Origin of the sequence: Pseudomonas sp. Leaf127, assembly GCF_001423155.1 — a bacterium.
In the GTDB taxonomy this organism is placed as follows: Bacteria; Pseudomonadota; Gammaproteobacteria; order Pseudomonadales; family Pseudomonadaceae; genus Aquipseudomonas; species Aquipseudomonas ovata.
In genome coordinates, this window is sequence record NZ_LMOA01000005.1 from 88967 (window position 1) to 115106 (window position 26140).

Annotated in this window: 37 protein-coding genes; 3 read left to right on the forward strand and 34 right to left on the reverse strand. The window is 58.1% G+C overall.

Going from position 1 to position 26140, the window contains the following annotated elements; all coding sequences use genetic code 11:
• Positions 1–9 precede the first annotated feature (9 nt).
• Positions 10–2286, reverse strand: coding sequence for a mechanosensitive ion channel family protein (locus ASF84_RS05905; protein ID WP_056836232.1), 2277 nt, complete (start codon positions 2284–2286; stop codon positions 10–12).
• A gap of 376 nt (positions 2287–2662) precedes the next feature.
• On the opposite strand from ASF84_RS05905, the gene ASF84_RS05910 reads away from it, so the two are divergent.
• Both ASF84_RS05910 and ASF84_RS05915 read left to right on the forward strand, forming a co-directional pair.
• Entirely contained in the window at positions 2663–3289 is a 627-nt protein-coding gene (locus tag ASF84_RS05910; RefSeq protein ID WP_056836234.1) for a hypothetical protein, read from the forward strand.
• A gap of 30 nt (positions 3290–3319) precedes the next feature.
• Complete coding sequence (locus ASF84_RS05915) at positions 3320–3754, forward strand: DUF4952 domain-containing protein (RefSeq protein WP_082481373.1); 435 nt, start codon at positions 3320–3322, stop codon at positions 3752–3754.
• Positions 3755–3854: 100 nt separating this feature from the next.
• Here ASF84_RS05915 and ASF84_RS05920 read toward each other — a convergent pair whose 3' ends face one another.
• Both ASF84_RS05920 and ASF84_RS05925 read right to left on the reverse strand, forming a co-directional pair.
• Positions 3855–4409 (reverse strand): single-stranded DNA-binding protein, encoded by a 555-nt coding sequence (locus ASF84_RS05920; protein ID WP_056836237.1) that lies wholly within the window; start codon positions 4407–4409, stop codon positions 3855–3857.
• A gap of 9 nt (positions 4410–4418) precedes the next feature.
• Positions 4419–5816: an MFS transporter gene (locus ASF84_RS05925; protein ID WP_056836239.1), complete on the reverse strand. Its 1398-nt coding sequence runs from the start codon at positions 5814–5816 to the stop codon at positions 4419–4421.
• A 129-nt stretch (positions 5817–5945) separates the two neighbouring features.
• Here ASF84_RS05925 and uvrA point away from each other — a divergent pair, with 129 nt between their 5' ends.
• Positions 5946–8780, forward strand: a complete 2835-nt coding sequence (gene uvrA / locus ASF84_RS05930) for an excinuclease ABC subunit UvrA (RefSeq protein ID WP_056836241.1) — start codon at positions 5946–5948, stop codon at positions 8778–8780.
• A 63-nt stretch (positions 8781–8843) separates the two neighbouring features.
• On the opposite strand, the gene bfr is transcribed toward uvrA, so the two are convergent.
• The 31 genes from bfr to tuf form a co-directional block, all read right to left on the reverse strand.
• The gene (gene bfr / locus ASF84_RS05935; protein WP_056836243.1) at positions 8844–9308 is read right to left on the reverse strand and encodes a bacterioferritin; all 465 of its coding nucleotides are present in this window, start codon (positions 9306–9308) and stop codon (positions 8844–8846) included.
• A 154-nt stretch (positions 9309–9462) separates the two neighbouring features.
• Complete coding sequence (locus tag ASF84_RS05940) at positions 9463–10911, reverse strand: catalase (RefSeq protein ID WP_056836245.1); 1449 nt, start codon at positions 10909–10911, stop codon at positions 9463–9465.
• Positions 10912–11089: 178 nt separating this feature from the next.
• Complete coding sequence (gene rplQ / locus ASF84_RS05945) at positions 11090–11476, reverse strand: 50S ribosomal protein L17 (protein ID WP_056836247.1); 387 nt, start codon at positions 11474–11476, stop codon at positions 11090–11092.
• A gap of 41 nt (positions 11477–11517) precedes the next feature.
• A complete protein-coding gene (locus ASF84_RS05950) occupies positions 11518–12519 on the reverse strand; it encodes a DNA-directed RNA polymerase subunit alpha (RefSeq protein WP_056836250.1) in 1002 nt (333 codons plus the stop codon).
• Between the two features lie 22 nt (positions 12520–12541).
• On the reverse strand, positions 12542–13162 hold the full coding sequence (gene rpsD / locus ASF84_RS05955) for a 30S ribosomal protein S4 (RefSeq protein ID WP_056836251.1): 621 nt from the start codon (positions 13160–13162) through the stop codon (positions 12542–12544).
• 18 nt (positions 13163–13180) lie between these two features.
• Positions 13181–13570, reverse strand: coding sequence for a 30S ribosomal protein S11 (gene rpsK / locus ASF84_RS05960; RefSeq protein WP_002555466.1), 390 nt, complete (start codon positions 13568–13570; stop codon positions 13181–13183).
• Between the two features lie 30 nt (positions 13571–13600).
• Positions 13601–13957 carry a 30S ribosomal protein S13 gene (rpsM, locus tag ASF84_RS05965; protein ID WP_056836253.1) on the reverse strand — a complete coding sequence of 119 codons (357 nt, stop codon included), beginning with the start codon at positions 13955–13957 and terminating at the stop codon, positions 13601–13603.
• Between the two features lie 130 nt (positions 13958–14087).
• Positions 14088–14204: a 50S ribosomal protein L36 gene (gene rpmJ / locus ASF84_RS28380; protein WP_002555468.1), complete on the reverse strand. Its 117-nt coding sequence runs from the start codon at positions 14202–14204 to the stop codon at positions 14088–14090.
• A 28-nt stretch (positions 14205–14232) separates the two neighbouring features.
• Positions 14233–15564 (reverse strand): preprotein translocase subunit SecY, encoded by a 1332-nt coding sequence (secY, locus tag ASF84_RS05970; RefSeq protein ID WP_056836255.1) that lies wholly within the window; start codon positions 15562–15564, stop codon positions 14233–14235.
• Positions 15565–15999: a 50S ribosomal protein L15 gene (gene rplO, locus ASF84_RS05975; RefSeq protein ID WP_056836258.1), complete on the reverse strand. Its 435-nt coding sequence runs from the start codon at positions 15997–15999 to the stop codon at positions 15565–15567. It abuts the gene before it with no gap.
• A 3-nt stretch (positions 16000–16002) separates the two neighbouring features.
• Positions 16003–16179: a 50S ribosomal protein L30 gene (rpmD, locus tag ASF84_RS05980; RefSeq protein WP_056836260.1), complete on the reverse strand. Its 177-nt coding sequence runs from the start codon at positions 16177–16179 to the stop codon at positions 16003–16005.
• Positions 16180–16181: 2 nt separating this feature from the next.
• Positions 16182–16682 (reverse strand): 30S ribosomal protein S5, encoded by a 501-nt coding sequence (gene rpsE / locus ASF84_RS05985; RefSeq protein ID WP_056836263.1) that lies wholly within the window; start codon positions 16680–16682, stop codon positions 16182–16184.
• A gap of 3 nt (positions 16683–16685) precedes the next feature.
• Entirely contained in the window at positions 16686–17036 is a 351-nt protein-coding gene (gene rplR, locus ASF84_RS05990) for a 50S ribosomal protein L18 (protein WP_056836265.1), read from the reverse strand.
• Positions 17037–17046: 10 nt separating this feature from the next.
• Positions 17047–17580, reverse strand: coding sequence for a 50S ribosomal protein L6 (rplF, locus tag ASF84_RS05995; protein WP_056836267.1), 534 nt, complete (start codon positions 17578–17580; stop codon positions 17047–17049).
• A 13-nt stretch (positions 17581–17593) separates the two neighbouring features.
• Positions 17594–17986, reverse strand: coding sequence for a 30S ribosomal protein S8 (gene rpsH / locus ASF84_RS06000; protein ID WP_056836269.1), 393 nt, complete (start codon positions 17984–17986; stop codon positions 17594–17596).
• Between the two features lie 212 nt (positions 17987–18198).
• Positions 18199–18504, reverse strand: a complete 306-nt coding sequence (gene rpsN / locus ASF84_RS06005; protein ID WP_056836271.1) for a 30S ribosomal protein S14 — start codon at positions 18502–18504, stop codon at positions 18199–18201.
• A 14-nt stretch (positions 18505–18518) separates the two neighbouring features.
• On the reverse strand, positions 18519–19058 hold the full coding sequence (gene rplE / locus ASF84_RS06010; protein ID WP_056836272.1) for a 50S ribosomal protein L5: 540 nt from the start codon (positions 19056–19058) through the stop codon (positions 18519–18521).
• Between the two features lie 20 nt (positions 19059–19078).
• Positions 19079–19393, reverse strand: a complete 315-nt coding sequence (gene rplX / locus ASF84_RS06015) for a 50S ribosomal protein L24 (RefSeq protein WP_056836274.1) — start codon at positions 19391–19393, stop codon at positions 19079–19081.
• 11 nt (positions 19394–19404) lie between these two features.
• Positions 19405–19773, reverse strand: coding sequence for a 50S ribosomal protein L14 (rplN, locus tag ASF84_RS06020; RefSeq protein ID WP_045484118.1), 369 nt, complete (start codon positions 19771–19773; stop codon positions 19405–19407).
• A 23-nt stretch (positions 19774–19796) separates the two neighbouring features.
• On the reverse strand, positions 19797–20063 hold the full coding sequence (gene rpsQ, locus ASF84_RS06025; protein ID WP_056836323.1) for a 30S ribosomal protein S17: 267 nt from the start codon (positions 20061–20063) through the stop codon (positions 19797–19799).
• Between the two features lie 2 nt (positions 20064–20065).
• Positions 20066–20257 (reverse strand): 50S ribosomal protein L29, encoded by a 192-nt coding sequence (gene rpmC, locus ASF84_RS06030; RefSeq protein WP_002555481.1) that lies wholly within the window; start codon positions 20255–20257, stop codon positions 20066–20068.
• Complete coding sequence (gene rplP, locus ASF84_RS06035; protein WP_009397508.1) at positions 20257–20670, reverse strand: 50S ribosomal protein L16; 414 nt, start codon at positions 20668–20670, stop codon at positions 20257–20259. Before rplP ends, rpmC begins: the two co-directional genes overlap by 1 nt.
• A 12-nt stretch (positions 20671–20682) precedes the next feature.
• A complete protein-coding gene (rpsC, locus tag ASF84_RS06040; RefSeq protein WP_056836276.1) occupies positions 20683–21369 on the reverse strand; it encodes a 30S ribosomal protein S3 in 687 nt (228 codons plus the stop codon).
• Between the two features lie 13 nt (positions 21370–21382).
• Positions 21383–21715: a 50S ribosomal protein L22 gene (gene rplV, locus ASF84_RS06045; RefSeq protein ID WP_045484127.1), complete on the reverse strand. Its 333-nt coding sequence runs from the start codon at positions 21713–21715 to the stop codon at positions 21383–21385.
• Between the two features lie 13 nt (positions 21716–21728).
• Entirely contained in the window at positions 21729–22004 is a 276-nt protein-coding gene (gene rpsS / locus ASF84_RS28385) for a 30S ribosomal protein S19 (RefSeq protein WP_082481376.1), read from the reverse strand.
• Positions 22005–22020: 16 nt separating this feature from the next.
• Complete coding sequence (gene rplB, locus ASF84_RS28390; protein ID WP_082481378.1) at positions 22021–22845, reverse strand: 50S ribosomal protein L2; 825 nt, start codon at positions 22843–22845, stop codon at positions 22021–22023.
• Between the two features lie 14 nt (positions 22846–22859).
• Entirely contained in the window at positions 22860–23159 is a 300-nt protein-coding gene (rplW, locus tag ASF84_RS06055; RefSeq protein WP_056836280.1) for a 50S ribosomal protein L23, read from the reverse strand.
• Positions 23156–23758, reverse strand: coding sequence for a 50S ribosomal protein L4 (gene rplD / locus ASF84_RS06060; RefSeq protein ID WP_056836282.1), 603 nt, complete (start codon positions 23756–23758; stop codon positions 23156–23158). The genes rplW and rplD overlap by 4 nt, the downstream gene beginning before the upstream one ends.
• A gap of 12 nt (positions 23759–23770) precedes the next feature.
• On the reverse strand, positions 23771–24406 hold the full coding sequence (gene rplC, locus ASF84_RS06065) for a 50S ribosomal protein L3 (protein ID WP_045484141.1): 636 nt from the start codon (positions 24404–24406) through the stop codon (positions 23771–23773).
• A gap of 81 nt (positions 24407–24487) precedes the next feature.
• Positions 24488–24799, reverse strand: coding sequence for a 30S ribosomal protein S10 (gene rpsJ / locus ASF84_RS06070; RefSeq protein ID WP_003186070.1), 312 nt, complete (start codon positions 24797–24799; stop codon positions 24488–24490).
• A 141-nt stretch (positions 24800–24940) separates the two neighbouring features.
• Complete coding sequence (tuf, locus tag ASF84_RS06075) at positions 24941–26134, reverse strand: elongation factor Tu (protein ID WP_056836284.1); 1194 nt, start codon at positions 26132–26134, stop codon at positions 24941–24943.
• Positions 26135–26140: the final 6 nt, after the last annotated feature.

The window sequence follows — 26140 nt, forward strand, 5'->3', positions numbered from 1 at the left end:
GCCTGCAGGTCAAGTGGCGGCTGGCGCCGGCGGACCTTCCAGTGCAGGCGTCGGCGGGCTGGCATGGGCCGCCCCAGGACTCATGACCACCTGTGGATAGGTTTGCGCGAAGCTGACCTTCGGATGCTGGTCGACCCGCTTCTTGAGGCGCTCGTTGAAGGCCCGGCCGACGCTGTACTGGCCACCGGACGAAGTGCGGAACTGCGCGGTGAGCACGACGCCATTGAGGTCCATGCGGTCCACGCCGAACACTTCCAGCGGGCCTTGCAGGTTGTGCTTGAGCAGAATGTCTTCGCTGATCGAATGACCGGTTTCGCGGATCAGCGCCAGCGCTTCGTCGATGTCGGTGTCGTAGGTGAACTGCACCGAGAAGAACGCATAGGCGAACTGCCTTGACTGGTTGGTCACCGCCTTGATCTGCCCGAACGGCACCGAATGTACAAAACCCTTGCCGTCGCGCAGGCGCACGGTACGGATCGTCAGGCTTTCGACGGTGCCGGAGTGGCCGGTGCTGAGCACCACCCAATCGCCAATCGAAAAGGTGTCCTCGATGATGATGAACAGGCCGGTGATCACGTCCTGCACCAGTTGCTGGGAACCGAAACCGATCGCCAGGCCCACGACACCGGCACCGGCCAGCAGCGGCGCCACGTTGATGCCGAGGTTGGCCATGGTGGTGATGGCGCAGATCACCACCAGGATGATTTTGATCGCGTTGCGCAGCAGCGGCAGGATGGTCTTGGTGCGGGTGCTGGGCTGGCGGCCCGAGCGCTGGTTGACCGGCGGCTTGAGCGCTTCCTGGATGGCGGTGTCGAGCACCACCCAGAGCAGCCAGGTCACCAGAAAGATCAGGCCGATGCTGCTCAGCGAGTCGCTGATCGCCCGGCCCAGTGTGTTGCGCTGGGCGAATTCGAACAGCGAGAACCCCCAGATCCGGCCAAGGATTTCAATGAAGGTGATTGCCAGGCCGATGCGCAGGCAGGCATGCAGCAGGCTGAGCAGGCGGGCCTTGTAGGCATGGGTGTTGCGCCCACCCGTGTCGGCGGGCGCCCTGAAGAAATGCTGGAAGACGGTACTGAGAAACACTGTGGCAATCAGCAGCAGCGTGGTGAACAACGCACACCGCAGGGTTTCCTGGCTGTCTTCGCCCGCGCCAATCAGGTTGATGGCCGACACCAGGATCATCAGCAGGATCGGCAAGTGCCACAGGCTGGAAAAGACCTTGAGCGATTGCTGCAGGGCTGGTTGCTGGATACGGCTGGTCAACGAGCGGTTGCGGATCAGGTGCGCGACCGGACGGCGCATGCGGATTACCAGCAGGCAGAACACGGCCGAGGCAACCAGGCCGGTGAACACCGCCACGCTGGTGGTGACGTTACTGCCGAACTGCCGGGCAATCTGCGGACTGGTCAGGGCATCGCTCAGCGCGGCCAGAAAACCGATGATGAACAACGGTCGCGGGCTGTACTGGCGGATGATGTGCACCGCCGTGCGCTTGTGACCGCCATTGAACATCACGATCACGCACAACAGCACGGAGGTGGAAAAGATACCGCTGCTGGTGGCGTAGGCAAAGCACAGCGCCAGCGCCCGCCCGACCGAGGACGGCAGCATCTGGCTGATGTACAGGGTCAGCGGCAGGCAGATGACCGCCGGCAACGTAAACGGCAGGATGTAGCGCAACAGCGCCTGGATGCGCACGCGCGTGCTCATGAATGCGCGTCGATTGAGACGACGGGCCAGAAAGCGTCCTACCACGAACAGAATCGCAAAGGCGCCCATCCACACCAGCGACAGCAGCAGGAAATCACCGACCATTTCCCAGGCGCTGCGCTCGGACGGCTTCTTGACCAGGCGTCCCAGTTCGTTGGCGGCACGGTCGGCCCTGACGCGCCAGGTATCGTAGAGGTTTTCATCGAGGTTCAGGGCCTGCTGCACATCCTCGATGCTGCTGCTCAGGGCCCCGAGCAAGCCACCCTGAAGCAGGATTTCCGGTTGCGCCGGCTCCCCCTCGGCGGGTTTTTCCGCTGCCGCCTTTTTTTCCTGTTGCTCCTGCCTTGCCTGAGCGGCTTCTTTCTTTTCTTGCGCTGCCTCTTTCTTTTCCTGTGCAGCTTCTCTTTTTTCCTGCGCCGCGTCTTTCTCGGCAGGTCCCGAGGCGGCCTTGTCGTCAGGCTGGTCGGCCGCCGCGCCCATCGGCAGGGACGGCACCTCGGCCGCCTGCAACGGCAGACTGCCGGCAAACGACAACACTAACAGCAGAATCAGGGTCTTCAACTGAGCCGCCACGCCACTCCTCCTGCACCGACATTCAAGGGACGGGCCTTCGCCCACCAGAAACTGATTACCATTCGTCCCGCAAAGTTCGCAGACCCGGGAAGATTTCATGCGGCATAGACGCCTTGCGATGGCTTGAATATCGTCGATCAAGATTACATTCCAGCAGTCTGGCGACACCTGTAACAACCGTGCAGGACCTTGCAGAGCGTGGCTTGTAGCCATGATCCGCCCTTGAACAGGATCACGCTCAAGGGCACGACAACCGCTCGCATTCAGGGTGCATTTGGCAACAGCACGTAATACAAAAGCGCCATCGGCGCCGCTTTCAATGGACGGGTTCAAACAATGGCGCTATGAGTGGCAGGTCTTTTCAAGAGCCTGACGCATGAACAGCACACCTCCGTCGAGTCTGGTCGAGCCACCTGCCATGACCGACACGACAGCCTCAGCGCTGCGGCATCCGCCGATCTGGGAGGACCGCGACGACACGGTCAGATTGAGTTCGCTCGGCACCATGCTGTACATCGTGGCGTTGTTACTGGCCTTTCCGCTGTACGTGGCCGTGGTGATCTCCATTCACTTGCTCTATCCCGGACAAGGCCTGGTGACCGCGCATATCGACCTGATCGATTCGGCTGTGACCTGCATGGTGGTACCGCTGGCTGTCATGCTGGCCGGCTGGATGCTGTACTGGCTGAACGGTGAGCCCGAAGGGTTGGGCTTCTGTTTCGATGCGCCGCAACAGCGCTTCACCTTCACCCAGCAACGACCTGCCCGGGCGCCGACGGCGGGCAGTGTGCCCTACAGCAACATCCTCGGTGTCGCCCCCTATAAGATGACCGCCTTTAGCGCCATTTCTCATATCGTGGTGTGCTTTGACGATGCCGATGGCAAACGGGTCTGGCTGCGGTTCTGGGTGCATATCCAGGACAAGGACATGGCGTTTCATACCGCCTGGCTGCGCGAATCGCTTGGCGACAAGGTGAATGACGTCTGTGATCTGGATAAGTGAAGGCTTCAGAGACCCTGCGCGAACGTGGCCATGAATATGTCAGTGAAAAGCCTGTGCCACGACCTTTTCTTCCTGATGCTGTTGATTTCGGCGGGTGGCGCGAAGGCGCAACCGCACTGCGGGGATTTCCTCGCGCAACTGAGCAACAAGCCTGAATTTGTCGTGTTGCTGGAATGCACCCAGCACAACGACATCCAGGGAAAACCCTTCGTGGCGCGTTACCGCGTGAAAGGCTCGGATGCACATGAGGCTGAACAGTACATGCGCCACGCCTTTGGCTTGCCTGCGCTCAGATTCATGTGCTGCGGCTGGGATTCAACCCCGTATTTCTATCGCGATGAAAAAACACACCGGCCGTACATGATCGGCATGGGGTCCGAGGAAACGCTGGTGCACACACGGGACGGGTGGCCCGCGATCACGTTCTTCTACATCAGCGTTTCTTTGTTTACTGAAGACCCTTGAGCGCGCTTGCGCCCGTGCCAATGTCATACGTCCGGGCAGCAAAAAGCGAAGCCGGATCAATGGCTTCGCTTCTTGTTGTTACAGCCCTGAAATGCGGCGCTTAGAACGGAATATCGTCATCGAAGCTGTCGAAATCCGCAGCCGGCTGCGGTGCCTGCTGAGGCGCAGGACGCGACTCGCGCTGCGGTGGCTGGCCGTACGACTGTGGCTGCTGCTGAGGCGCCGGCGCCGGGCGCGACTGCTGTGGGCGCGGTGCGGACTGGGCGTAGTTGTTACCGCCGCCGCCCTGACCTTGCTGGGCATCGCCCTGTGGACGGCCGCCCAGCAGCTGCATGGTGCCCTGCATGTCGACGATGATCTCGGTGGTGTAGCGCTTGATACCGTCTTTTTCCCACTCGCGGGTCTGCAGCTTGCCCTCGATGTAGACCTGCGAACCCTTGCGCAGGTATTCGCCAGCGATCTCGGCGACCTTGCCGAACATCGACACGCGGTGCCACTCGGTCTTTTCGACCTTCTGGCCGCTCTGCTTGTCGGTCCACTGCTCGCTGGTCGCCAGACTCAGGTTGGTCACGGCGTTGCCGTTAGGCAGGTAACGGACTTCGGGATCCTGGCCGCATGTACCGACCAATATGACTTTGTTAACCCCACGGGCCATAACGTTCTCCTAGGCTTCGCACGTTTGAGCGGCTGGATTGTTGACCAGCCTTTCGAGCGACGCACGATCCAATAGTTTTGCATCAAGTTTGATATAGATAGCTGCTTCTTCGGTCACGACCACTGCATCGGTCACGCCGGGTACGGACATCAGGCGTTGTGCCAGGCCCGTTTCGCGTTGCGCCTGGTCCGACAGCGGCAGGCGCAGGCTGGTCACGTAGGGCGGCTCGCGCATGGTCATGGCGACGATCAGCCAGACGCCGGCCATGGCGGCACACCCGAGGAATACCACGTCCAGGCCACCTTGCTGGTACAGCCAGCCGCCCAGGATGCCACCGAGCGCCGAGCCGAGGAACTGGCTGGTGGAATACACCCCCATGGCCGTGCCCTTGCCGCCTGCTGGCGCCACTTTGCTGATCAGTGAAGGCAGCGTGGCTTCGAGCAGGTTGAACGCGGTGAAGAATACCACGCTGCCGATCACCAGAGTCCGCAGCGTGTCGCCAAAAGCCCAGAAGTATATTTCAGAGAGCATCAGAACCGCGACCGCGCCCAGCAGCACGCGCTTCATGCGGCGCTTCTTCTCGCCGTAGATGATGAACGGAATCATCGCGAAGAACGACACCAGCAGCGCGGTCAGGTACACCCACCAGTGCTGTTCCTTGGGCAGGCCGGCCCGTTCGACCAGCGCCAGCGGCAAAGCGACGAAGCTGGACATGAGCATGGCATGCAGCACGAAGATGCCCACGTCCAGGCGCAGCAGGTCCGGATGGCGCAGGGTCGCCCCCAGGGCCTGCTTGTCGACGCCCGACTCACGGTGCATCAAGGGGCCACCGGCCTTGGGCACGACGAAGGCAACGATCAGGATGCCCAGCAAGGCCATCCCGCCAGTGGCCAGGAACAGCCCCGACAGGCCGAAGGCGCTGGTGAGCAACGGACCGATGACCATGGCGATGGCGAACGACAGACCGATGGTCATGCCGATCATGGCCATGGCCTTGGTGCGGTGCTGCTCGCGGGTCAGGTCCGACAGCAGCGCCATCACGGCCGCCGAAATGGCGCCCGCCCCTTGCAGCACACGGCCCAGGATCACACCCTCGATCGAATGTGCGTTGGCGGCCACCACGCTGCCGATGGCAAAGATCAGCAAGCCCAGGTAGATCACCGGGCGCCGGCCAATGCGGTCGGAGATGAAGCCCAGCGGGATCTGCAGGATGGCCTGGGTCAGGCCGTAGGCGCCGATGGCCAGGCCGATCAGCGCAGGCGTGGCGCCGGCCAGGTCCATGCCGTAGGTCGACAGGACCGGCAGGACCATGAACATGCCAAGCATACGGAACGCAAACACCAGCGCCAGCCCACCGGCGGCGCGGGTCTCGACGCCACTCATGCGTTCGCTATGGGGATCTTGCATGGAAAAACCTCGTGTGAACCGGCGGCGATTCTACCAGTCCCATCGTCATACAGCACATACGCGGCGCTTTGCCGCGCATTGCAGTGGAGCCGTATACTCCGTCGTTTATGCCCGCCAAGCGAGGCCGCAGTGGACAAAATCCTGATTCGTGGGGCTCGAACCCACAACCTGAAAAATATCGACCTGACCCTTCCTCGCGACAAGCTGATCGTCATTACCGGACTTTCAGGCTCGGGCAAGTCGTCGCTGGCATTCGACACGCTCTATGCCGAGGGGCAACGCCGCTACGTCGAGTCGCTGTCGGCTTATGCCCGGCAGTTTCTGTCGATGATGGAAAAGCCTGACGTTGACACCATCGAAGGCCTGTCGCCGGCGATTTCCATCGAACAGAAATCGACCTCGCACAACCCGCGCTCTACCGTTGGCACCATCACCGAAATCTACGACTACCTGCGCCTGCTGTATGCGCGGGTCGGTCAGCCGCGCTGTCCGGATCACGATATTGCGCTGGAAGCCCAGACCGTCAGCCAGATGGTCGACCTGGTGCTGGCGCAACCCGAAGGCCGCCGGCTGATGCTGCTGGCCCCCGTGGTCCGCGAGCGCAAGGGCGAGCACCTGTCGGTGTTCGAGGAGCTGCGCGCCCAGGGCTTCGTGCGGGCCCGGATCAACGGCAAGCTGTACGAACTCGATGAAGTGCCGAAGCTGGATAAACAGAAGAAGCACTCCATTGATGTGGTGGTCGACCGCTTCAAGGTACGCAACGACCTGCAGCAGCGCCTGGCCGAGTCCTTCGAGACCGCCTTGCAACTGGCCGATGGCATTGCCTGGGTTGCGCCGATGGACGACGAGCCTGGCGAAGAAATGATTTTCTCTGCACGCTTCGCCTGCCCGATCTGCGGTCATGCGATCAGCGAGTTGGAGCCCAAGCTGTTTTCGTTCAACAACCCGGCCGGCGCCTGTCCGACCTGTGACGGCCTGGGCGTGAAGCAGTTCTTCGACGTCAAGCGGCTGGTCAATGCCGAGCTGACCCTGGCCGAGGGGGCGATACGCGGCTGGGACCGGCGCAACGTGTATTACTTCCAGATGCTTGGTTCACTGGCGCAACACTACAGCTTCAGCCTGGACGAGCCGTTCAAGCTGTTGCCCGCCGAGATCCAGAAGGTCCTGCTGCACGGCAGCGGCAGCCACAGCGTGGAATTCCGCTACCTCAACGACCGCGGCGACATCGTCAAGCGTGCGCATGCATTCGAAGGCATCGTGCCGAACCTGGAGCGCCGCTACCGCGAGACCGAGTCGGCCAGCGTGCGTGAAGAGCTGGCCAAGTTGCTCAGCACCCAGGCCTGCCCGGATTGCCGCGGCACTCGCCTGCGCCGTGAGGCGCGGCATGTATGGGTGGGTGACAAGACCCTGCCGGCCGTCACCGGCATACCGATCGGTGATGCCACCGAGTATTTTGCCGGCCTGACCCTGACCGGACGCCGCGGCGAGATTGCCGCCAAGATTCTCAAGGAGATCTGCGAGCGCCTGCAGTTTCTGGTCAACGTCGGGCTTGATTACCTGACCCTGGACCGCAGCGCCGACACATTGTCGGGGGGCGAAGCCCAGCGGATTCGCCTGGCCAGCCAGATTGGCGCGGGCCTGGTGGGCGTCATGTACATCCTCGACGAGCCGTCCATCGGCCTGCACCAGCGCGACAACGATCGCCTGCTGGGCACGCTCAAGCACCTGCGTGACATCGGCAACACGGTGATCGTGGTCGAGCACGACGAAGACGCCATTCGCCTGGCCGACTACGTCGTGGACATCGGCCCTGGCGCCGGTGTGCATGGCGGGCAGATCGTGGCTGAGGGTACGCCTGATGAAGTCATGAATCATCCTGACTCGCTGACCGGCAAGTACTTGTCGGGCCGGGTGAAGATTGCCGTGCCGGCCAAGCGCACACCGCGCAACAAGAAGCTGTCGCTGACCCTCAAGGGCGCGCGCGGCAACAACCTGCGCAATGTGAACCTGGAAATCCCCATCGGCCTGCTGACCTGCGTGACCGGCGTATCCGGGTCGGGCAAGTCGACGCTGATCAACAACACATTGTTTCCGCTCAGCGCCACGGCCCTGAATGGTGCCACCACGCTGGAAGCCTCGGCGCATGACAGCATCAATGGCCTGCAGCACCTGGACAAGGTGGTGGACATCGATCAAAGCCCGATCGGCCGTACGCCCCGCTCCAATCCGGCGACTTATACCGGGCTGTTCACGCCGATCCGTGAGCTGTTTTCCGGAGTGCCGGAATCACGTTCACGCGGCTACGGGCCTGGGCGTTTTTCCTTCAACGTCAAGGGTGGGCGCTGCGAGGCGTGCCAGGGCGACGGTCTGATCAAGGTCGAAATGCACTTTCTGCCCGACATCTACGTGCCGTGCGATGTGTGCAAGAGCAAGCGCTACAACCGCGAGACGCTGGAGATCAAGTACAAGGGCAAGAACATCCACGAGGTGCTGGAAATGACCATCGAGGACGCCCGCGACTTCTTCGAGGCCGTACCGGCCCTGGCGCGCAAGCTGCAGACGCTTATGGATGTGGGGCTGTCGTACATCAAGCTGGGCCAGTCGGCGACCACGCTGTCGGGCGGTGAAGCGCAGCGGGTCAAGCTGTCACGCGAGCTGTCCAAGCGTGACACCGGCAAGACCCTGTACATCCTCGACGAGCCGACCACAGGTCTGCACTTTGCCGATATCCAGCAATTGCTCGACGTCTTGCATCGCCTGCGCGACCACGGCAATACGGTGGTGGTGATCGAGCACAACCTGGATGTGATCAAGACCGCCGACTGGCTCGTGGACCTGGGTCCTGAAGGCGGCTCACGCGGCGGGCAGATCATTGCGGTCGGCACGCCCGAACAGGTCGCCGGGATGGAGCAGTCCTATACCGGGCACTACCTCAAGCCGCTGCTGGAGCGCGATCGCGCCTGATCCCGCGCCATGAAAAAAGCCCCTGACACAGAGCGTGCAGGGGCTTTTTCATGGGCGCTTGAATCAGAACTGCGATTGCAGGTAGTTCTGCAGGCCGATGGCCTTGATCAGGCCCATCTGCTGTTCCAGCCAGTAGGTGTGGTCTTCTTCGGTGTCGGCCAGCTGGGCGCGCAGGATGTCACGGCTGATGTAGTCGCCATGCTGCTCGCACAACGCGATGCCTTTGCACAGGGCGGCGCGCACCTTGTATTCCAGGCGCAGGTCGCTGGCGAGCATCTCCGGCACGGTGGTGCCGACGTCCAGGTCGTCCGGGCGCATGCGCGGCGTGCCTTCGAGCATCAGGATCCGACGGATCAGCGCGTCGGCGTGCTGGCCCTCTTCTTCCATCTCATGGTTGATGCGCTCGTAGAGCTTGGCGAAACCCCAATCTTCGTACATGCGCGAGTGGATGAAATATTGGTCTCGGGCAGCGAGCTCGCCGGTGAGCAACGTGTTGAGATAATCGATTACGTCTGGGTGGCCTTGCATCGCCGTCCATCTCCTACTGAAAGGCTGTATTTTGAACCAAGGCTTCTCCAAGGTCACGACCGTTGACGCAATAATTCGATAAAAAGCTGCGAAAATCGGGCATCCAGATGCGAAAAACCGCCCAAATGCGGGCGGTTCTGTTTATCACTACGACTTAGCTCAAGGTTACGCCCAATGCGTTGGCAACACCTTGACCATAAGCGGCATCGGCCTTGAAGAAATGCTGCAACTGACGCTGCACCACATCGTCGCTGACGCCGGCCATGGCCCCGGCAATGTTGCTGATCAGCAGGGCTTTCTGCTCATCGTTCATCAGGTTGAACAGTTTGCCAGCGTGGCTGTAGTAGTCGGTGTCTTCGCGATGGTCATGACGATCAGCCGTGCCGCTGAGCGACAGGGCAGGTTCCGCGTAGCGAGGCGCCTGCTTGGGCGCATCGGCGTAGCTGTTGGGCTCGTAGTTCGGTGCGGCACCACCGTTGTCACCCAGGGCCATGGCACCGTCACGCTGATAGGTGTGCACAGGGCTCAGCGCAGCGTTGATCGGCAGGTGCTGGTGATTGGTACCGACACGGTAGCGATGCGCATCGGCATAGGCGAACACGCGACCTTGCAGCATACGGTCCGGCGACAGGCCAACGCCAGGCACCATGTTGCTCGGTCCGAAGGCGGCCTGCTCGACTTCGGCAAAGTAATTGAGCGGGTTACGGTTGAGTTCCAGCTCGCCCACTTCGATCAGCGGGAATTCCTTTTGCGACCAGGTCTTGGTCACATCGAACGGATTCTCGTAGTGATTGGCGGCCTGCTCTTCGGTCATGAGCTGGATGCACACCTGCCATTTCGGAAAGTCGCCGCGCTCGATGGCGCCAAACAGGTCACGCTGGGCGTAATCGGGGTCGGTACCGGCCAGACGTGCGGCTTCAGCCGGCGGCAGGTTCTTGATGCCCTGGCGGGTCTTGTAGTGCCACTTGACCCAATGACGCTCACCGGCGGCATTGATCAGGCTGTAGGTGTGGCTGCCGAAGCCGTGCATATGGCGGTAGCCGTCGGGGATGCCACGGTCCGAGAACAGGATGGTGACCTGGTGCAACGCCTCAGGCGAATGCGACCAGAAATCCCACATCATCTGCGCACTTTTCAGGTTGCTTTGCGGCAGGCGCTTCTGGGTGTGGATAAAGTCGGGGAATTTCATCGGATCACGGATGAAAAACACCGGGGTGTTATTGCCGACGATGTCCCAGTTGCCTTCTTCGGTATAGAACTTGAGCGCAAAGCCGCGCGGGTCGCGCTCGGTGTCTGCCGAGCCACGCTCGCCACCGACCGTGGAAAAGCGCAGGAAGATCGGCGTCTGTTTGCCGACCGCCTCAAACAGCCGGGCATGGCTGTATTGGGTGATGTCGCGCGTGACGGTAAAGGTGCCATGGGCACCCGAGCCTTTGGCGTGCACACGGCGCTCAGGGATATTTTCGCGATTGAAGTGGGCCAGCTTTTCGATCAGGTGAAAATCTTCAAGCAACAGAGGGCCGCGCGGGCCTGCGGAACGAGAGTTCTGGTTATCCGCAACGGGTGCGCCGCTGGCGGTGGTAAGGGTTCTGTTCTGGCTCATTATTTATCTTCCTCAGGCTCGATGCAGCCGGCTAATCGGCATGAGGCAGAGTATCGTCCAGAATCGTTACAAGGGTAAATTGATTGATTGTTAAATGTTGATAGGCATAAGCAATAGCTATTCACAGGCCACAAAAAACCGGGCACAGGGCCCGGTTTCTTGTGATCAGACTGACGTCTTATTCAGCAGCTTCTACAGCGCCGCCAACAGGACGATCAACCAGCTCGACGTACGCCATAGGCGCGTTGTCGCCAGCGCGGAAACCGCACTTCAGGATACGCAGGTAACCGCCCTGACGGGTGGCGTAGCGCTTGCCCAGATCGTTGAACAGCTTGCCGACCATTTCTTTCGAACGGGTACGGTCAAAAGCCAGACGGCGATTGGCAACGCTGTCTACCTTGGCCAGAGTGATCAGCGGCTCGGCAACGCGGCGCAGTTCCTTGGCTTTCGGCAGGGTAGTCTTGATCAGCTCGTGCTCGAACAGCGACACCGCCATGTTCTGGAACATGGCTTTGCGGTGGGAGCTGGTACGGCTCAGGTGACGTCCACTTTTACGATGACGCATGGTTCATTCCTTACCAAACTCTCGTTCGGTGATTACGACGATCAGGCCGTGGCCTTGTCGTCCTTCTTAAGACTTGCCGGCGGCCAGTTGTCGAGGCGCATGCCGAGTGACAGACCACGGGAGGCCAATACGTCCTTGATCTCGGTCAGGGACTTCTTGCCCAGGTTCGGAGTTTTCAACAACTCTACTTCGGTGCGCTGAATCAGGTCGCCGATGTAGTAGATGTTCTCCGCCTTCAGGCAGTTGGCCGAACGTACAGTCAGTTCCAAATCGTCAACCGGACGAAGCAGGATCGGATCGATCTCGTCTTCCTGTTCGACTACCACTGGCTCACTGTCACCCTTGAGGTCGACGAACGCAGCCAACTGCTGTTGCAGGATGGTTGCAGCGCGGCGGATAGCCTCTTCAGGATCCAGGGTACCGTTGGTTTCCAGATCAATAACCAGCTTGTCCAGGTTGGTACGCTGCTCGACACGGGCGTTTTCCACCACGTAAGCGATACGACGTACCGGACTGAACGAAGAGTCAAGCTGCAAGCGACCAATGCTGCGGCTTTCGTCTTCATCGCTCTGACGCGAGTCTGCCGGCTCATAACCACGACCACGAGCTACGGTGAGCTTCATGTTCAGGACGCCATTGGACGCCAGGTTAGCGATTACGTGATCGGGGTTGACGATCTCGACATCGTGATCCAGCTGAATATCGGCAGCGGTAACCACCCCCGAACCCTTTTTAGACAAGGTCAGCGTAACTTCGTCTCGACCGTGCAGCTTGATAGCCAGGCCCTTGAGGTTCAACAGGATTTCAATGACATCTTCCTGTACACCTTCGATCGCGCTGTACTCATGGAGTACACCGTCGATCTCGGCCTCGACTACTGCACAGCCGGGCATGGAGGACAACAGAATGCGACGCAGCGCGTTGCCCAGGGTGTGGCCAAAGCCACGCTCGAGAGGCTCGAGCGTGATCTTGGCGCGGGTTGGACTGACAACCTGCACATCAATATGGCGGGGTGTCAGGAACTCATTTACCGAACTCTGCATGGATGCACCTATTTTCTAGCCCTTACTTGGAGTAGAGCTCGACAATCAGGCTTTCGTTGATGTCGGCGGATAGATCACTGCGAGCAGGAACGCTTTTGAAAACGCCCGATTTCTTCTCAGTGTCTACGTCTACCCATTCTACGCGGCCACGTTGGGCACACAGATCCAGAGCCTGGACAATACGCAGTTGGTTCTTAGCTTTTTCACGTACAGCAACAACGTCACCAGCACGCACCTGATACGAAGGCACGTTGACGGTCTGACCGTTTACGCTGATGGACTTGTGCGAAACCAGCTGACGGGATTCGGCACGCGTCGAGCCGAAGCCCATACGGTATACGACGTTGTCCAGACGGCATTCGAGCAGTTGCAGCAGGTTTTCACCGGTTGCACCTTTCTTGCTCGCGGCTTGCTTGTAGTAGCCGCTGAACTGACGCTCGAGAACACCGTAGATACGACGTACTTTTTGCTTTTCACGCAGCTGGGTGCCGTAATCGGACTGACGACCGCGGCGCTGACCGTGGATGCCTGGAGCTGCTTCGATGTTGCACTTGGACTCGAGTGCGCGAACACCGCTCTTCAGAAAGAGGTCGGTGCCTTCACGGCGAGCAAGTTTGCATTTTGGACCAATGTAACGAGCCATTTCTTACAGTCTCCTGGATTACACGCGGCGCTTCTTCGGCGGACGGCACCCGTTGTGCGGGATTGGCGTCACGTCGGTGATGCTGGCGATCTTATAGCCACAGCCGTTCAATGCACGGACAGCGGACTCACGACCTGGGCCTGGACCCTTGACGTTAACGTCGAGGTTCTTCAGACCGTACTCCAGCGCGGCTTGACCAGCACGCTCGGCGGCTACTTGAGCTGCGAACGGGGTGGACTTACGCGAACCACGGAAACCCGAACCGCCGGAGGTAGCCCAAGACAGCGCGTTACCTTGACGATCGGTGATGGTGACGATGGTGTTGTTAAAAGACGCGTGGATGTGGGCGATGCCATCAACCACTGTCTTTTTGACTTTCTTACGAGGACGAGCAGCAGGTTTTGCCATGACTATATTCCTGTCGAAACGCTAAAACGATTACTTGCGGATCGGCTTACGCGGACCTTTGCGAGTACGTGCGTTGGTCTTGGTACGCTGACCGCGTACTGGCAGACCACGACGATGACGAAGACCGCGGTAGCAGCCCAGGTCCATCAAGCGTTTGATCTTCATGTTGATTTCGCGACGCAGGTCACCTTCAGTGGTGAGCTTCGCTACTTCGCCACGCAGTTGTTCGATCTGCTCGTCGCTCAGATCCTTGATCTTTGCGGCCGGGTTGACCCCGGAAACTGCACAGATTTTCTGCGCAGTGGTGCGACCAACACCGTAGATGTAGGTCAGCGAGATAACAGTATGCTTGTTATCCGGAATGTTAACGCCTGCAATACGGGCCATTCAGTGGAACTCCAGTTGACAGCTACCTACGCCCCGGAAGCCAAGAAATAGGGCGCGAGATAATATCGCTGTAGTAACAAATAATCAACCCAGCAGCGCACTAGCTGCTGGGCTTAAACACAGCTCACAATCAGCCTTGGCGCTGCTTATGACGTGGTTCCGCGCTGCAAATTACTCGAACGACACCTTCGCGGCGAATAATCTTGCAGTTGCGGCACAGCTTTTTCACCGATGCACGAACTTTCATCACCAACTCCTCGAACCTTATGGGTCTCTCAGCGCAGCATATTGCCGCCACCGTAGCCCTTCAGGTTGGCTTTCTTCATCAGGGATTCATACTGGTGCGAAACGAGGTGCGATTGTACTTGCGACATGAAGTCCATCACAACCACGACCACGATCAGCAACGAGGTCCCGCCAAGGTAGAACGGAACGTTGGCCGCGACCACCAGGAACTGGGGAAGCAGGCACACCGCCGTCATATAGAGAGCACCGAACAGGGTCAAACGGGTCAGCACGCCATCAATGTAGCGGGCCGACTGCTCACCTGGACGGATACCCGGAATAAAGGCACCGGACTTTTTCAGGTTTTCCGCTACGTCTTTCGGATTGAACATCAACGCCGTATAGAAGAAGCAGAAGAAAATGATCCCTGCACTAAACAGCAGAATGTTCAACGGCTGACCAGGAGCGATCGACTGCGAGATGTCCTGCAACCAGCCCAGACCTTCGGACTGACCAAACCAGGAACCCAGCGAAGCCGGGAACAGCAGAATGCTGCTGGCGAAAATGGCCGGAATGACGCCTGCCATGTTCACCTTCAACGGCAAGTGGCTGGTCTGCGCAGCGAAGACCTTGCGGCCCTGCTGACGCTTGGCGTAATGCACAGCGATGCGACGCTGGCCACGCTCAATGAACACCACGAAACCGATGATCGCTACAGCCAGCAACCCGATGGCGACCAACGCGAAAATGTTGATATCGCCCTGACGTGCAGACTCGAAAGACTGCCCGATCGCCCTCGGAAGACCGGCAACAATACCTGCGAAAATCAACATCGAGATACCGTTGCCAACACCGCGCTCTGTAATCTGCTCGCCCAGCCACATCATGAACATCGCCCCCGCCACAAAGGTGGTGACGGCCACGAAGTGGAAACCGAAGTCTGCAGAGAACGCAACGCCCTGACCGGCCAGGCCGACGGACATGCCGACAGCTTGAACCAGGGCCAGGATGACGGTGAGATAGCGGGTGTATTGGCTGATCTTGCGACGACCAGCCTCACCTTCCTTCTTCAACTGCTCCAGTTGCGGACTGACGGCGGTCATCAGCTGCATGATGATCGATGCCGAGATGTACGGCATGATCCCCAGTGCAAAGATGCTCATCCGTTCCAGTGCACCACCGGAAAACATGTTGAACAAGCTAAGAATGGTCCCCTCATTCTGTCGAAACAGTTCGGCCAGCCGGTCCGGGTTGATACCTGGCACTGGGATATGCGCACCGATCCGATAGACGATAATCGCCATGAACAGGAAACGCAGTCGAGCCCAGAGTTCGGACAACCCGCCTTTGCTGAGCGCTGAGAGAGCACCTTGCTTAGCCATTTATTCCTCGAACTTGCCGCCAGCTGCTTCGATAGCCGCACGTGCACCTTTGGTGACGGCGATACCCTTGATGGTGACAGCGCGAGTCACTTCGCCCGACAGCATGATTTTCACACGCTGTACGTTCTGGTTGATCACGTTGGCATCTTTCAGGGACTGCACGGAAACGATGTCGCCTTCCACTTTGGCCAGCTCGGACAGACGCACTTCTGCGCGATCCATGGCTTTCAGGGAAACGAAACCGAACTTCGGCAGACGACGATGCAGAGGCTGTTGGCCACCCTCGAAGCCCGGAGCGATGGTGCCACCGGAACGGGAGGTCTGACCTTTGTGGCCACGGCCACCGGTCTTGCCCAAACCGCTACCGATACCACGGCCCGGACGATGCTTCTCAGGACGGGATCCTGGAGCAGGACTCAGATCATTGAGTTTCATCGATTAACCCTCGACGCGCAGCAGGTAGTAGGCCTTGTTGATCATCCCGCGATTCTCGGGAGTATCAAGGACTTCTACGGTGTGACCGATGCGACGCAGACCCAGACCCTTAACGCACAGCTTGTGGTTAGGGAGACGGCCGGCGACGCTTTTGATCAACGTTACTTTAACGGTAGCCATGATCAGACGATCTCCTCAACACGCTTGCCACGTTTGGCAGCGATGGACTCAGGAGACTGCATGCTCTTCAGACCCTTGAAAGTGGCGTGAACCACGTTTACAGGGTTAGTCGAGCCGTAGCACTTGGCCAGAACGTTCTGGACACCAGCCACTTCCAGTACGGCACGCATGGCGCCGCCGGCGATGATACCGGTACCTTCGGAAGCAGGCTGCATGTACACCTTCGAGGCGCCGTGGGCGGACTTGATAGCGTACTGCAGGGTGGTGCCGTCCAGATCAACCTGGATCATGTTGCGACGAGCAGCTTCCATAGCTTTCTGGATAGCAGCAGGTACTTCGCGCGATTTACCGCGACCGAAGCCAACACGGCCTTTGCCATCACCTACCACGGTCAACGCGGTGAAGGTGAAAATACGACCGCCTTTGACGGTCTTGGCAACGCGGTTAACCTGGACGAGTTTCTCGATGTAACCTTCGTCGCGTTTTTGGTCGTTATTTGCCATAACTTAGAACTCCAGCCCGCCTTCACGAGCAGCATCAGCCAGCGCTTTGACACGGCCGTGGTACTTGAAGCCAGAACGGTCGAAAGCAACTTGCGATACGCCAGCGGCCTTAGCACGCTCAGCAACCAACTTGCCAACCTTAGTGGCCGCCTCGATGTTGCCGGTGGCAGCATCACGCAGTTCTTTGTCCAAGGTCGAGGCGCTTGCCAGGACCTTGCTGCCGTCGGCCGAGATGACCTGGGCATAAATGTGCTGCGAAGAGCGGTGCACGCAGAGGCGCACGACTTCGAGTTCGTGCATTTTCAGGCGTGCTTTGCGAGCGCGACGCAGTCGGGTAACTTTTTTGACGGTCATTTGCTATGCCCTACTTCTTCTTGGCTTCTTTACGACGGACGACTTCGTCCGCGTAGCGCACACCTTTGCCTTTGTAAGGCTCTGGACGGCGGAAGTCGCGGATCTCAGCGGCCACTTGACCAACCAACTGCTTGTCGATACCGCGAATCAGGATATCGGTCTGGCTGGGGGTCTCAGCGGTGATGCCATTTGGCAGTTCGTAATCCACCGGGTGCGAGAAGCCAAGTGCCAGGTTCAGGACCGAGCCTTTAACTTGCGCCTTGTAACCAACACCGACCAGCTGGAGCTTGCGCTCGAAGCCTTGGCTTACGCCTTGGACCATGTTGTTGACCAGGGCACGGGTGGTACCGGCCATTGCGCGAGTCTGTTGATCGCCGTTGCGAGCAGCGAAACGCAGCTCACCAGACTCTTCAACAACTTCAACGGACGAATGGACGTTCAGTTCAAGAGTACCCTTGGTACCCTTCACCGAAAGCTGCTGACCGACGAGTTTGACTTCGACGCCCGATGGCAGCTTGACGGGGTTCTTAGCTACGCGTGACATACCTATCCCCCCCTTAGAACACTGTGCAAAGCACTTCGCCACCGACACCGGCAGCGCGTGCAGCACGATCCGTCATCACACCTTTGTTGGTGGAGACGATAGACACACCGAGACCGCCACGAACTTTTGGCAGATCGTCGGAGGACTTGTACTGACGCAGGCCTGGACGGCTGACGCGTTTGACTTCCTCGATGACCGGACGGCCCTCGAAGTACTTCAGCTCGATAGACAGCGAAGGCTTGACTTCGCCGCTGACCTGGTAATCCGCAATGTAACCTTCGTCCTTCAGGACTTTGGCTACAGCCACCTTCAACGTGGAGGATGGCATGCTTACAACGGGCTTTTCGGCCATCTGGGCATTACGGATACGAGTTAGCATGTCCGCTAACGGGTCCTGCATACTCATGGGCTAGACGCTCCTGATACAAAAAATATTAGCCTTGCGGCTACAACGTATCGCCGAGCAACACCGGTTTATTGAAAAACACGGGCTCAGGCGAGCCGGCAATTCTAGACCTAGGCCAGAAATGAATCAAGCCCCAAAAGGGGCTTGATTCATTATCAGGCTTCGCACTGACCGACGGTTTGACCCGTCGGCCTGGCGACGCTAGACAGTTGTTACCAGCTGGCTTTGACCAGACCTGGTACGTCACCACGCATAGCAGCTTGACGCAGCATGTTACGGCCAAGGCCGAACTTGCGGTAAACACCGTGCGGACGACCCGTCAGGCGGCAACGGTTACGCAGGCGCGCAGCGCTTGCATCACGTGGTTGCTTCTGCAGAGCTACGGTCGCTTCCCAACGCGCTTCTGGACTTGCGTTCAGATCGACGATGATTGCTTTCAGCTCGGCACGCTTCTTGGCGTACTTGGCAACGGTGAGCTGACGCTTCAGCTCACGGTTCTTCATGCTCTTCTTGGCCATTAGTCCTACTCCAATCAGTTGCGGAACGGGAATTTGAAAGCACGCAGCAGCGCGCGGCCTTCTTCATCGTTCTTGGCAGTGGTGGTCAGGGTAATGTCCAGACCGCGCAGAGCATCGATCTTGTCGTAATCGATTTCCGGGAAGATGATCTGCTCTTTCACGCCCATGCTGTAGTTGCCACGACCATCGAAGGACTTGGCATTCAGGCCGCGGAAGTCGCGGACCCGAGGCAGGGAGATCGACAGCAGACGATCCAGGAATTCGTACATACGATCACGGCGCAGAGTGACCTTGACGCCAATCGGCCAGCCCTCACGGACTTTGAAGCCCGCGATGGATTTACGAGCGTAAGTCACAATGGCTTTCTGACCGGTGATCTTTTCCAGATCAGCCACAGCGTGTTCGATGACTTTCTTGTCGCCGATCGCTTCGCCCAGACCCATGTTCAGGGTGATTTTGGTAACGCGCGGAACTTCCATCACGTTCGCCAGCTTAAGTTCATCCTTAAGCTTGGGAGCGATTTCCTTCCGATAAATCTCTTTCAGTCGTGCCATGGTCTTCTACCTAGCAGTGTTCAAGCATCAACCGCTTTTTGGGTCGACTTGAAGACACGAATTTTTTTGCCTTCTTCAACTTTGAAGCCTACGCGATCAGCCTTGCTGGTTTCGCTGTTGAAAATGGCTACGTTAGAAGCGTGCAATGGCGCTTCTTTCTCGACGATACCGCCCTGTACGCCCGACATCGGGTTAGGCTTGGTATGGCGCTTGACCAGGTTGATCCCACCCACGACCAGACGGTCGTCAGCGAGCACCTTCAGCACCTTACCGCGCTTACCTTTGTCTTTGCCGGCGATCACGATGATCTCGTCGTCACGACGAATCTTTTGCATGTCGGATCTCCTTACAGCACTTCAGGGGCGAGCGAGACGATCTTCATGAACTTCTCACCGCGAAGTTCACGTGTCACTGGCCCAAAGATACGGGTACCGATCGGCTCTTGCTTGTTGTTCAGCAGAACAGCAGCGTTACCATCGAAGCGAATGATCGAACCGTCGGCACGGCGAACGCCGTGACGGGTGCGGACTACAACAGCAGTCATCACCTGGCCTTTCTTCACTTTACCGCGAGGAATGGCTTCCTTGACGGTCACTTTGATGATGTCACCGATACCGGCGTAACGACGATGAGAACCGCCCAACACCTTGATGCACATCACACGGCGAGCGCCACTGTTGTCGGCCACATCGAGCATGGATTGAGTCTGAATCATAAAATTTCTCCGACCCCTAGCCCTTAGACTTCCACAGCACGTTCGAGGATCTCAACCAGGGCCCAAGACTTGGTCTTGGCTACCGGACGAGTTTCACGAATCGTGACCTTGTCGCCGATGTGGCACTGATTGGTTTCGTCGTGCGCGTGCAGCTTAGTCGAACGCTTAACGTATTTACCGTAGATCGGGTGCTTGACGCGACGCTCGATCAAAACGGTGATGGTCTTGTCCATTTTGTCGCTGACGACACGGCCGGTCAGCGTGCGGACGGTTTTTTCAGCTTCAGCCATGATCACTTACCTGCCTGCTGGTTGAGCACAGTTTTCACGCGAGCGATGTCACGCTTAACTTGCGAGAGCAGGTGCGACTGCCCCAACTGACCAGTTGCTTTCTGCATACGCAGATTGAACTGGTCGCGCAGCAGGCCGAGCAATTGCTCGTTCAGCTGCTGTGCTGATTTCTCACGAAGTTCATTCGCTTTCATCACATCACCGTCCGCTTAACAAAGGAGGTGGCGAGTGGCAGCTTTGCAGCCGCCAAGGCAAATGCCTCACGCGCCAACTCTTCAGAAACACCTTCGATCTCGTACAGGACTTTGCCTGGCTGGATCTGGGCAACCCAGTATTCTACCGAACCCTTACCTTTACCCATCCGCACTTCGAGAGGCTTCTTGGTAACCGGCTTGTCCGGGAATACACGGATCCAGATCTTGCCGCCACGTTTTACGTGACGGGTCAGGGCACGACGTGCCGACTCGATCTGACGGGCGGTGAGACGACCGCGGGCAACAGCTTTCAGCGCGAATTCGCCGAAGCTGACCTTGCTACCGCGCAGTGCCAGACCACGGTTGTGGCCGGTCATCTGCTTGCGGAACTTCGTACGCTTTGGTTGCAACATTTGGCGTACCCCTTACTTGGCAGCTTTTTTACGAGGCGCTGGTGCTTGAGGTTTCAGCTCTTCCTGGCGACCACCAATTACTTCGCCTTTGAAGATCCAAACCTTTACACCGATCACACCGTAGGTGGTGTGAGCTTCGTAAGTGGCATAGTCGATGTCGGCACGCAGGGTGTGCAGTGGCACACGCCCTTCGCGATACCATTCAGTACGTGCGATTTCAGCACCGCCGAGACGACCGCTCACCTGGATCTTGATGCCCTTGGCACCAATGCGGATGGCGTTCTGTACGGCGCGCTTCATGGCGCGACGGAACATCACACGACGCTCCAGCTGCTGAGCAACGCTCTGGGCAACCAGCATACCGTCGAGTTCCGGCTTGCGGATCTCTTCGATATTGATGTGCACGGGCACACCCATTTGCTTGGTCAGGTCCTGACGCAGTTTTTCAACATCCTCACCCTTCTTGCCGATCACGATGCCGGGACGAGCGGTGTGGATGGTGATGCGTGCTGTCTGAGCCGGACGATGGATATCGATACGGCTTACGGACGCGCTTTTTAATTTGTCCTGGAGGTACTCACGCACTTTCAGATCTGCCAACAGGTAGTCTGCATAAGTGCGGCCGTCTGCGTACCAGACGGAGGTGTGCTCCTTGACGATTCCCAGGCGAATGCCAATGGGATGTACTTTCTGACCCATCTCTTCGACTCCGTTACTTGTCAGCAACCTTGACAGTGATATGGCAAGACCGCTTGACGATGCGATCAGCACGGCCTTTGGCACGTGGCATGATGCGCTTCAGCGAACGCCCTTCGTTGACGAAAACGGTGGAGACCTTCAGGTCATCAACGTCTGCGCCTTCGTTATGCTCGGCGTTGGCTACGGCCGACTCCAGCAATTTTTTCAGGATCTCAGCGGCTTTTTTGCTGCTGAAAGCCAACAGGTTGAGCGCCTCGCCCACCTTCTTCCCGCGAATCTGGTCGGCGACCAAGCGGGCTTTCTGGGCGGAGATTCGAGCGCCCGACAACTTAGCGGCTACTTCCATCGTTCCTTACCCCTTAACGCTTGGCTTTCTTGTCTGCCACGTGCCCGCGATAAGTACGGGTACCGGCAAACTCGCCCAGTTTATGGCCAACCATGTCTTCACTTACCAGAACTGGTACGTGTTGGCGGCCGTTGTGTACTGCGATGGTCAGACCGACCATTTGTGGCAGGATGATCGAACGACGAGACCAGGTCTTAACTGGTTTGCGATCGTTCTTCTCCGCCGCCACTTCGATCTTCTTCAGTAGGTGAAGATCAATAAAAGGACCTTTTTTCAGAGAACGTGGCACTGTCGTATCCCTCTATTTACTTGCGACGACGGACGATCATTTTGTCGGTACGCTTATTACCACGAGTCTTCGCACCCTTGGTTGGGAAGCCCCATGGCGATACCGGATGACGACCACCGGAGGTACGACCTTCACCACCACCATGTGGGTGGTCAACCGGGTTCATGGCAACACCACGAACGGTTGGGCGAACGCCACGCCAGCGTTTGGCACCAGCTTTACCCAGCGAACGCAGGCTGTGCTCGGAGTTCGAGACTTCACCCAGCGTTGCACGGCACTCAGCCAGTACTTTACGCATTTCGCCGGAGCGAAGACGCAGAGTCACGTAGACACCTTCACGAGCGATCAGCTGAGCGGATGCGCCAGCGGAACGTGCGATCTGAGCACCTTTACCAGGCTTGAGCTCGATAGCGTGAATGGTGCTACCGACCGGGATGCTGCGAAGCTGCAGAGTGTTACCAGGCTTGATTGGAGCCAGGGCACCGGAGATCAGCTGGTCGCCTGCACTCACGCCTTTAGGGGCGATGATGTAGCGACGCTCGCCGTCTGCATAACGCAGCAGGGCAATGTGAGCAGTACGGTTTGGATCGTATTCGATACGCTCGACGATGGCAGCGATGCCATCCTTGTCGTTGCGACGGAAGTCGACCAGACGGTAATGCTGCTTGTGACCACCACCAATGTGACGAGTAGTGATACGACCATTGTTGTTACGACCACCAGACTTCGATTTTTTCTCGAGCAGCGGTGCGTGAGGAGCGCCTTTATGCAGCTCCTTGTTGACCACCTTGACCACAAAACGGCGGCCAGGGGAAGTCGGTTTGCATTTAACGATTGCCATGATGCACCCCTTCCTTACTCAGCACTGCTGCTGAAATCGAGATCTTGGCCTGGCTGAAGGGAGATAACTGCCTTCTTCCAGTCATTACGCTTGCCCAGACCGCGAGCAGTACGCTTTGTCTTACCCAGAACATTCAGGGTCGTGACGCGCTCTACCTTCACGCTGAACAGCGCTTCGACAGCCTTCTTGATTTCAAGCTTGGTTGCATCGGTCGCAACCTTGAATACGAACTGACCTTTCTTGTCAGCCAGAACTGTGGCCTTCTCGGAAACATGCGGGCCAAGCAGAACTTTAAATACGCGTTCCTGGTTCATCCCAGCAGCTCCTCGAATTTCTTCACGGCCGACACGGTAATCAGAACCTTGTCGTATGCGATCAGACTGACCGGATCGGAACCCTGTACGTCACGTACGTCGACGTGCGGCAGGTTGCGAGCAGCCAGGTACAGATTCTGGTCAACGGCGTCAGAAACGATCAGGACGTCGGTGAGACCCATGTCGTTCAGCTTGCCCAGCAGGTCTTTGGTTTTCGGCGCTTCTACGGAGAAGTCCTGAACCACGACCAGGCGATCAGTACGTACCAGCTCAGCGAGGATGGAGCGCAGTGCTGCGCGATACATCTTCTTGTTGAGCTTCTGCGAGTGATCCTGAGGACGCGCTGCGAAAGTGGTGCCGCCGCCGCGCCAGATTGGGCTGCGGATAGTACCGGCACGAGCACGGCCAGTACCTTTCTGACGCCAAGGGCGCTTACCGCCACCGGATACGTCGGAACGGGTCTTTTGCTGCTTGCTGCCCTGACGACCGCCAGCCATGTAGGCCACGACTGCCTGGTGCACCAGCGTCTCGTTGAATTCGCCGCCAAATGTCAGTTCGGAAACTTCGATTGCCTGAGCGTCATTTACGTTTAATTGCATGTCAGCTTCCCCTTAACCGCGAGCCTTGGCTGCTGGACGTACAACCAGATTGCCGCCAGTAGCGCCAGGAACGGCACCCTTGACCAGCAGCAGGTTGCGTTCAGCGTCCACGCGCACTACTTCAAGGGACTGCACGGTCACGCGCTCAGCGCCCATATGACCGGACATTTTCTTGCCCTTGAATACACGACCAGGAGTCTGGCACTGGCCGATAGAGCCCGGGACGCGGTGGGAGACCGAGTTGCCGTGGGTGTTATCTTGGCCGCGGAAGTTCCAGCGCTTGATAGTACCCGCGAAGCCCTTACCCTTGGACTGACCGGTAACATCTACCAGTTGGCCTGCGGCAAAGATTTCGGCATTGATCAGATCACCAGCCTTGTATTCGCCTTCTTCAAGACGGAATTCCAGGACGGTACGACCTGCAGCAACGTTGGCCTTGGCGAAGTGACCCGCCTGAGCTGCGGTCACACGCGAAGCACGACGCTCGCCGACAGTGACTTGCACTGCACGATAGCCATCGGTTTCTTCGGTTTTGAACTGAGTGACGCGATTCGGCTCGATCTCAATGACCGTGACCGGAATGGAGACACCTTCTTCGGTGAAAATGCGGGTCATCCCACACTTACGCCCGACTACACCAATAGTCATGTTATAAACCTCATGAGTGTACGGGGCTTTCACCCGCTATGGCCGCCCATTTCAGAGCGTTACACGACTAAGACCCAAGTCTTAGCCGAGGCTGATCTGTACTTCCACACCGGCCGCAAGATCCAGCTTCATAAGAGCGTCAACGGTTTTATCCGTTGGCTGGACGATATCCAGGACGCGCTTGTGAGTGCGGATTTCGTACTGGTCGCGCGCGTCTTTGTTGACGTGCGGGGAAACCAGAACGGTGAACCGCTCCTTACGGGTAGGCAGTGGAATAGGACCACGCACCTGTGCACCAGTACGTTTCGCGGTTTCCACGATTTCCTGGGTCGATTGGTCGATCAGGCGATGGTCGAAAGCCTTCAACCTGATACGGATTTGTTGATTTTGCATTGGATTCCAGACTCCGATTGCTATTCCCACCGAGCGCAATAGGCCCGATTAAAGGAGGCGCAATTCTATAGACGCCCTTGGACAGTGTCAACCAAATAAAAAAGCCCCCGCAAGGCGGGGGCTTTTTCTTCAAATCAACGCTTAGGCGATGATTTTGGCCACGACGCCGGCGCCGACGGTACGACCGCCTTCACGAATGGCGAAACGCAGACCGTCTTCCATAGCGATTGGCTTGATCAGGGTAACGGCAACTTTGACGTTATCACCTGGCATGACCATCTCTACGCCTTCCGGCAGTTCGCAGCTACCGGTTACGTCGGTAGTACGGAAGTAGAACTGTGGACGGTAGCCTTTGAAGAATGGCGTGTGACGGCCACCTTCTTCTTTGCTCAGAACATAGATTTCAGCTTCGAACTGAGTGTGCGGCTTGACGGTGCCTGGCTTGACCAGAACCTGGCCACGCTCAACGTCGTCACGCTTGGTGCCACGCAGCAGAACGCCGCAGTTCTCACCAGCACGGCCTTCGTCCAGCAGCTTGCGGAACATCTCGACGCCAGTGCAAGTAGTCTTGGTGGTATCACGCAGACCCACGATTTCCACTTCTTCCTGGATCTTGATGATGCCACGCTCAACACGACCGGTTACAACAGTACCGCGACCCGAGATCGAGAACACGTCTTCGATTGGCATCAGGAACGGCTTGTCGATCGCACGAACTGGCTCTGGGATGTAGGTGTCCAGAGTCTCGACCAGCTTCTTGACGGCCGAGGTACCCATTTCGTTGTCGTCCTGGCCGTTCAGAGCCATCAGAGCCGAACCGATGATGATTGGAGTGTCATCACCTGGGAAGTCGTAGGTGCTCAGCAGATCGCGAACTTCCATCTCGACCAGTTCCAGCAGCTCTGCGTCGTCAACCATGTCAGCCTTGTTCAGGAAGACAACGATGTACGGAACGCCAACCTGACGGGACAGCAGGATGTGCTCACGGGTTTGTGGCATCGGGCCATCGGCAGCCGAGCAAACCAGGATCGCGCCGTCCATCTGGGCAGCACCGGTGATCATGTTTTTTACGTAGTCGGCGTGACCTGGGCAGTCAACGTGCGCGTAGTGACGCACGGCCGAATCGTATTCAACGTGAGCGGTGTTGATGGTGATACCACGAGCTTTTTCTTCTGGCGCGCTGTCGATCTTGTCGAAGTCAACTTTTGCCGAACCGAAAACTTCGGAGCAAACGCGAGTCAGAGCAGCAGTCAGAGTGGTTTTACCGTGGTCGACGTGACCGATGGTGCCTACGTTGACGTGCGGTTTGTTACGTTGAAATTTTTCTTTAGCCACGACAGT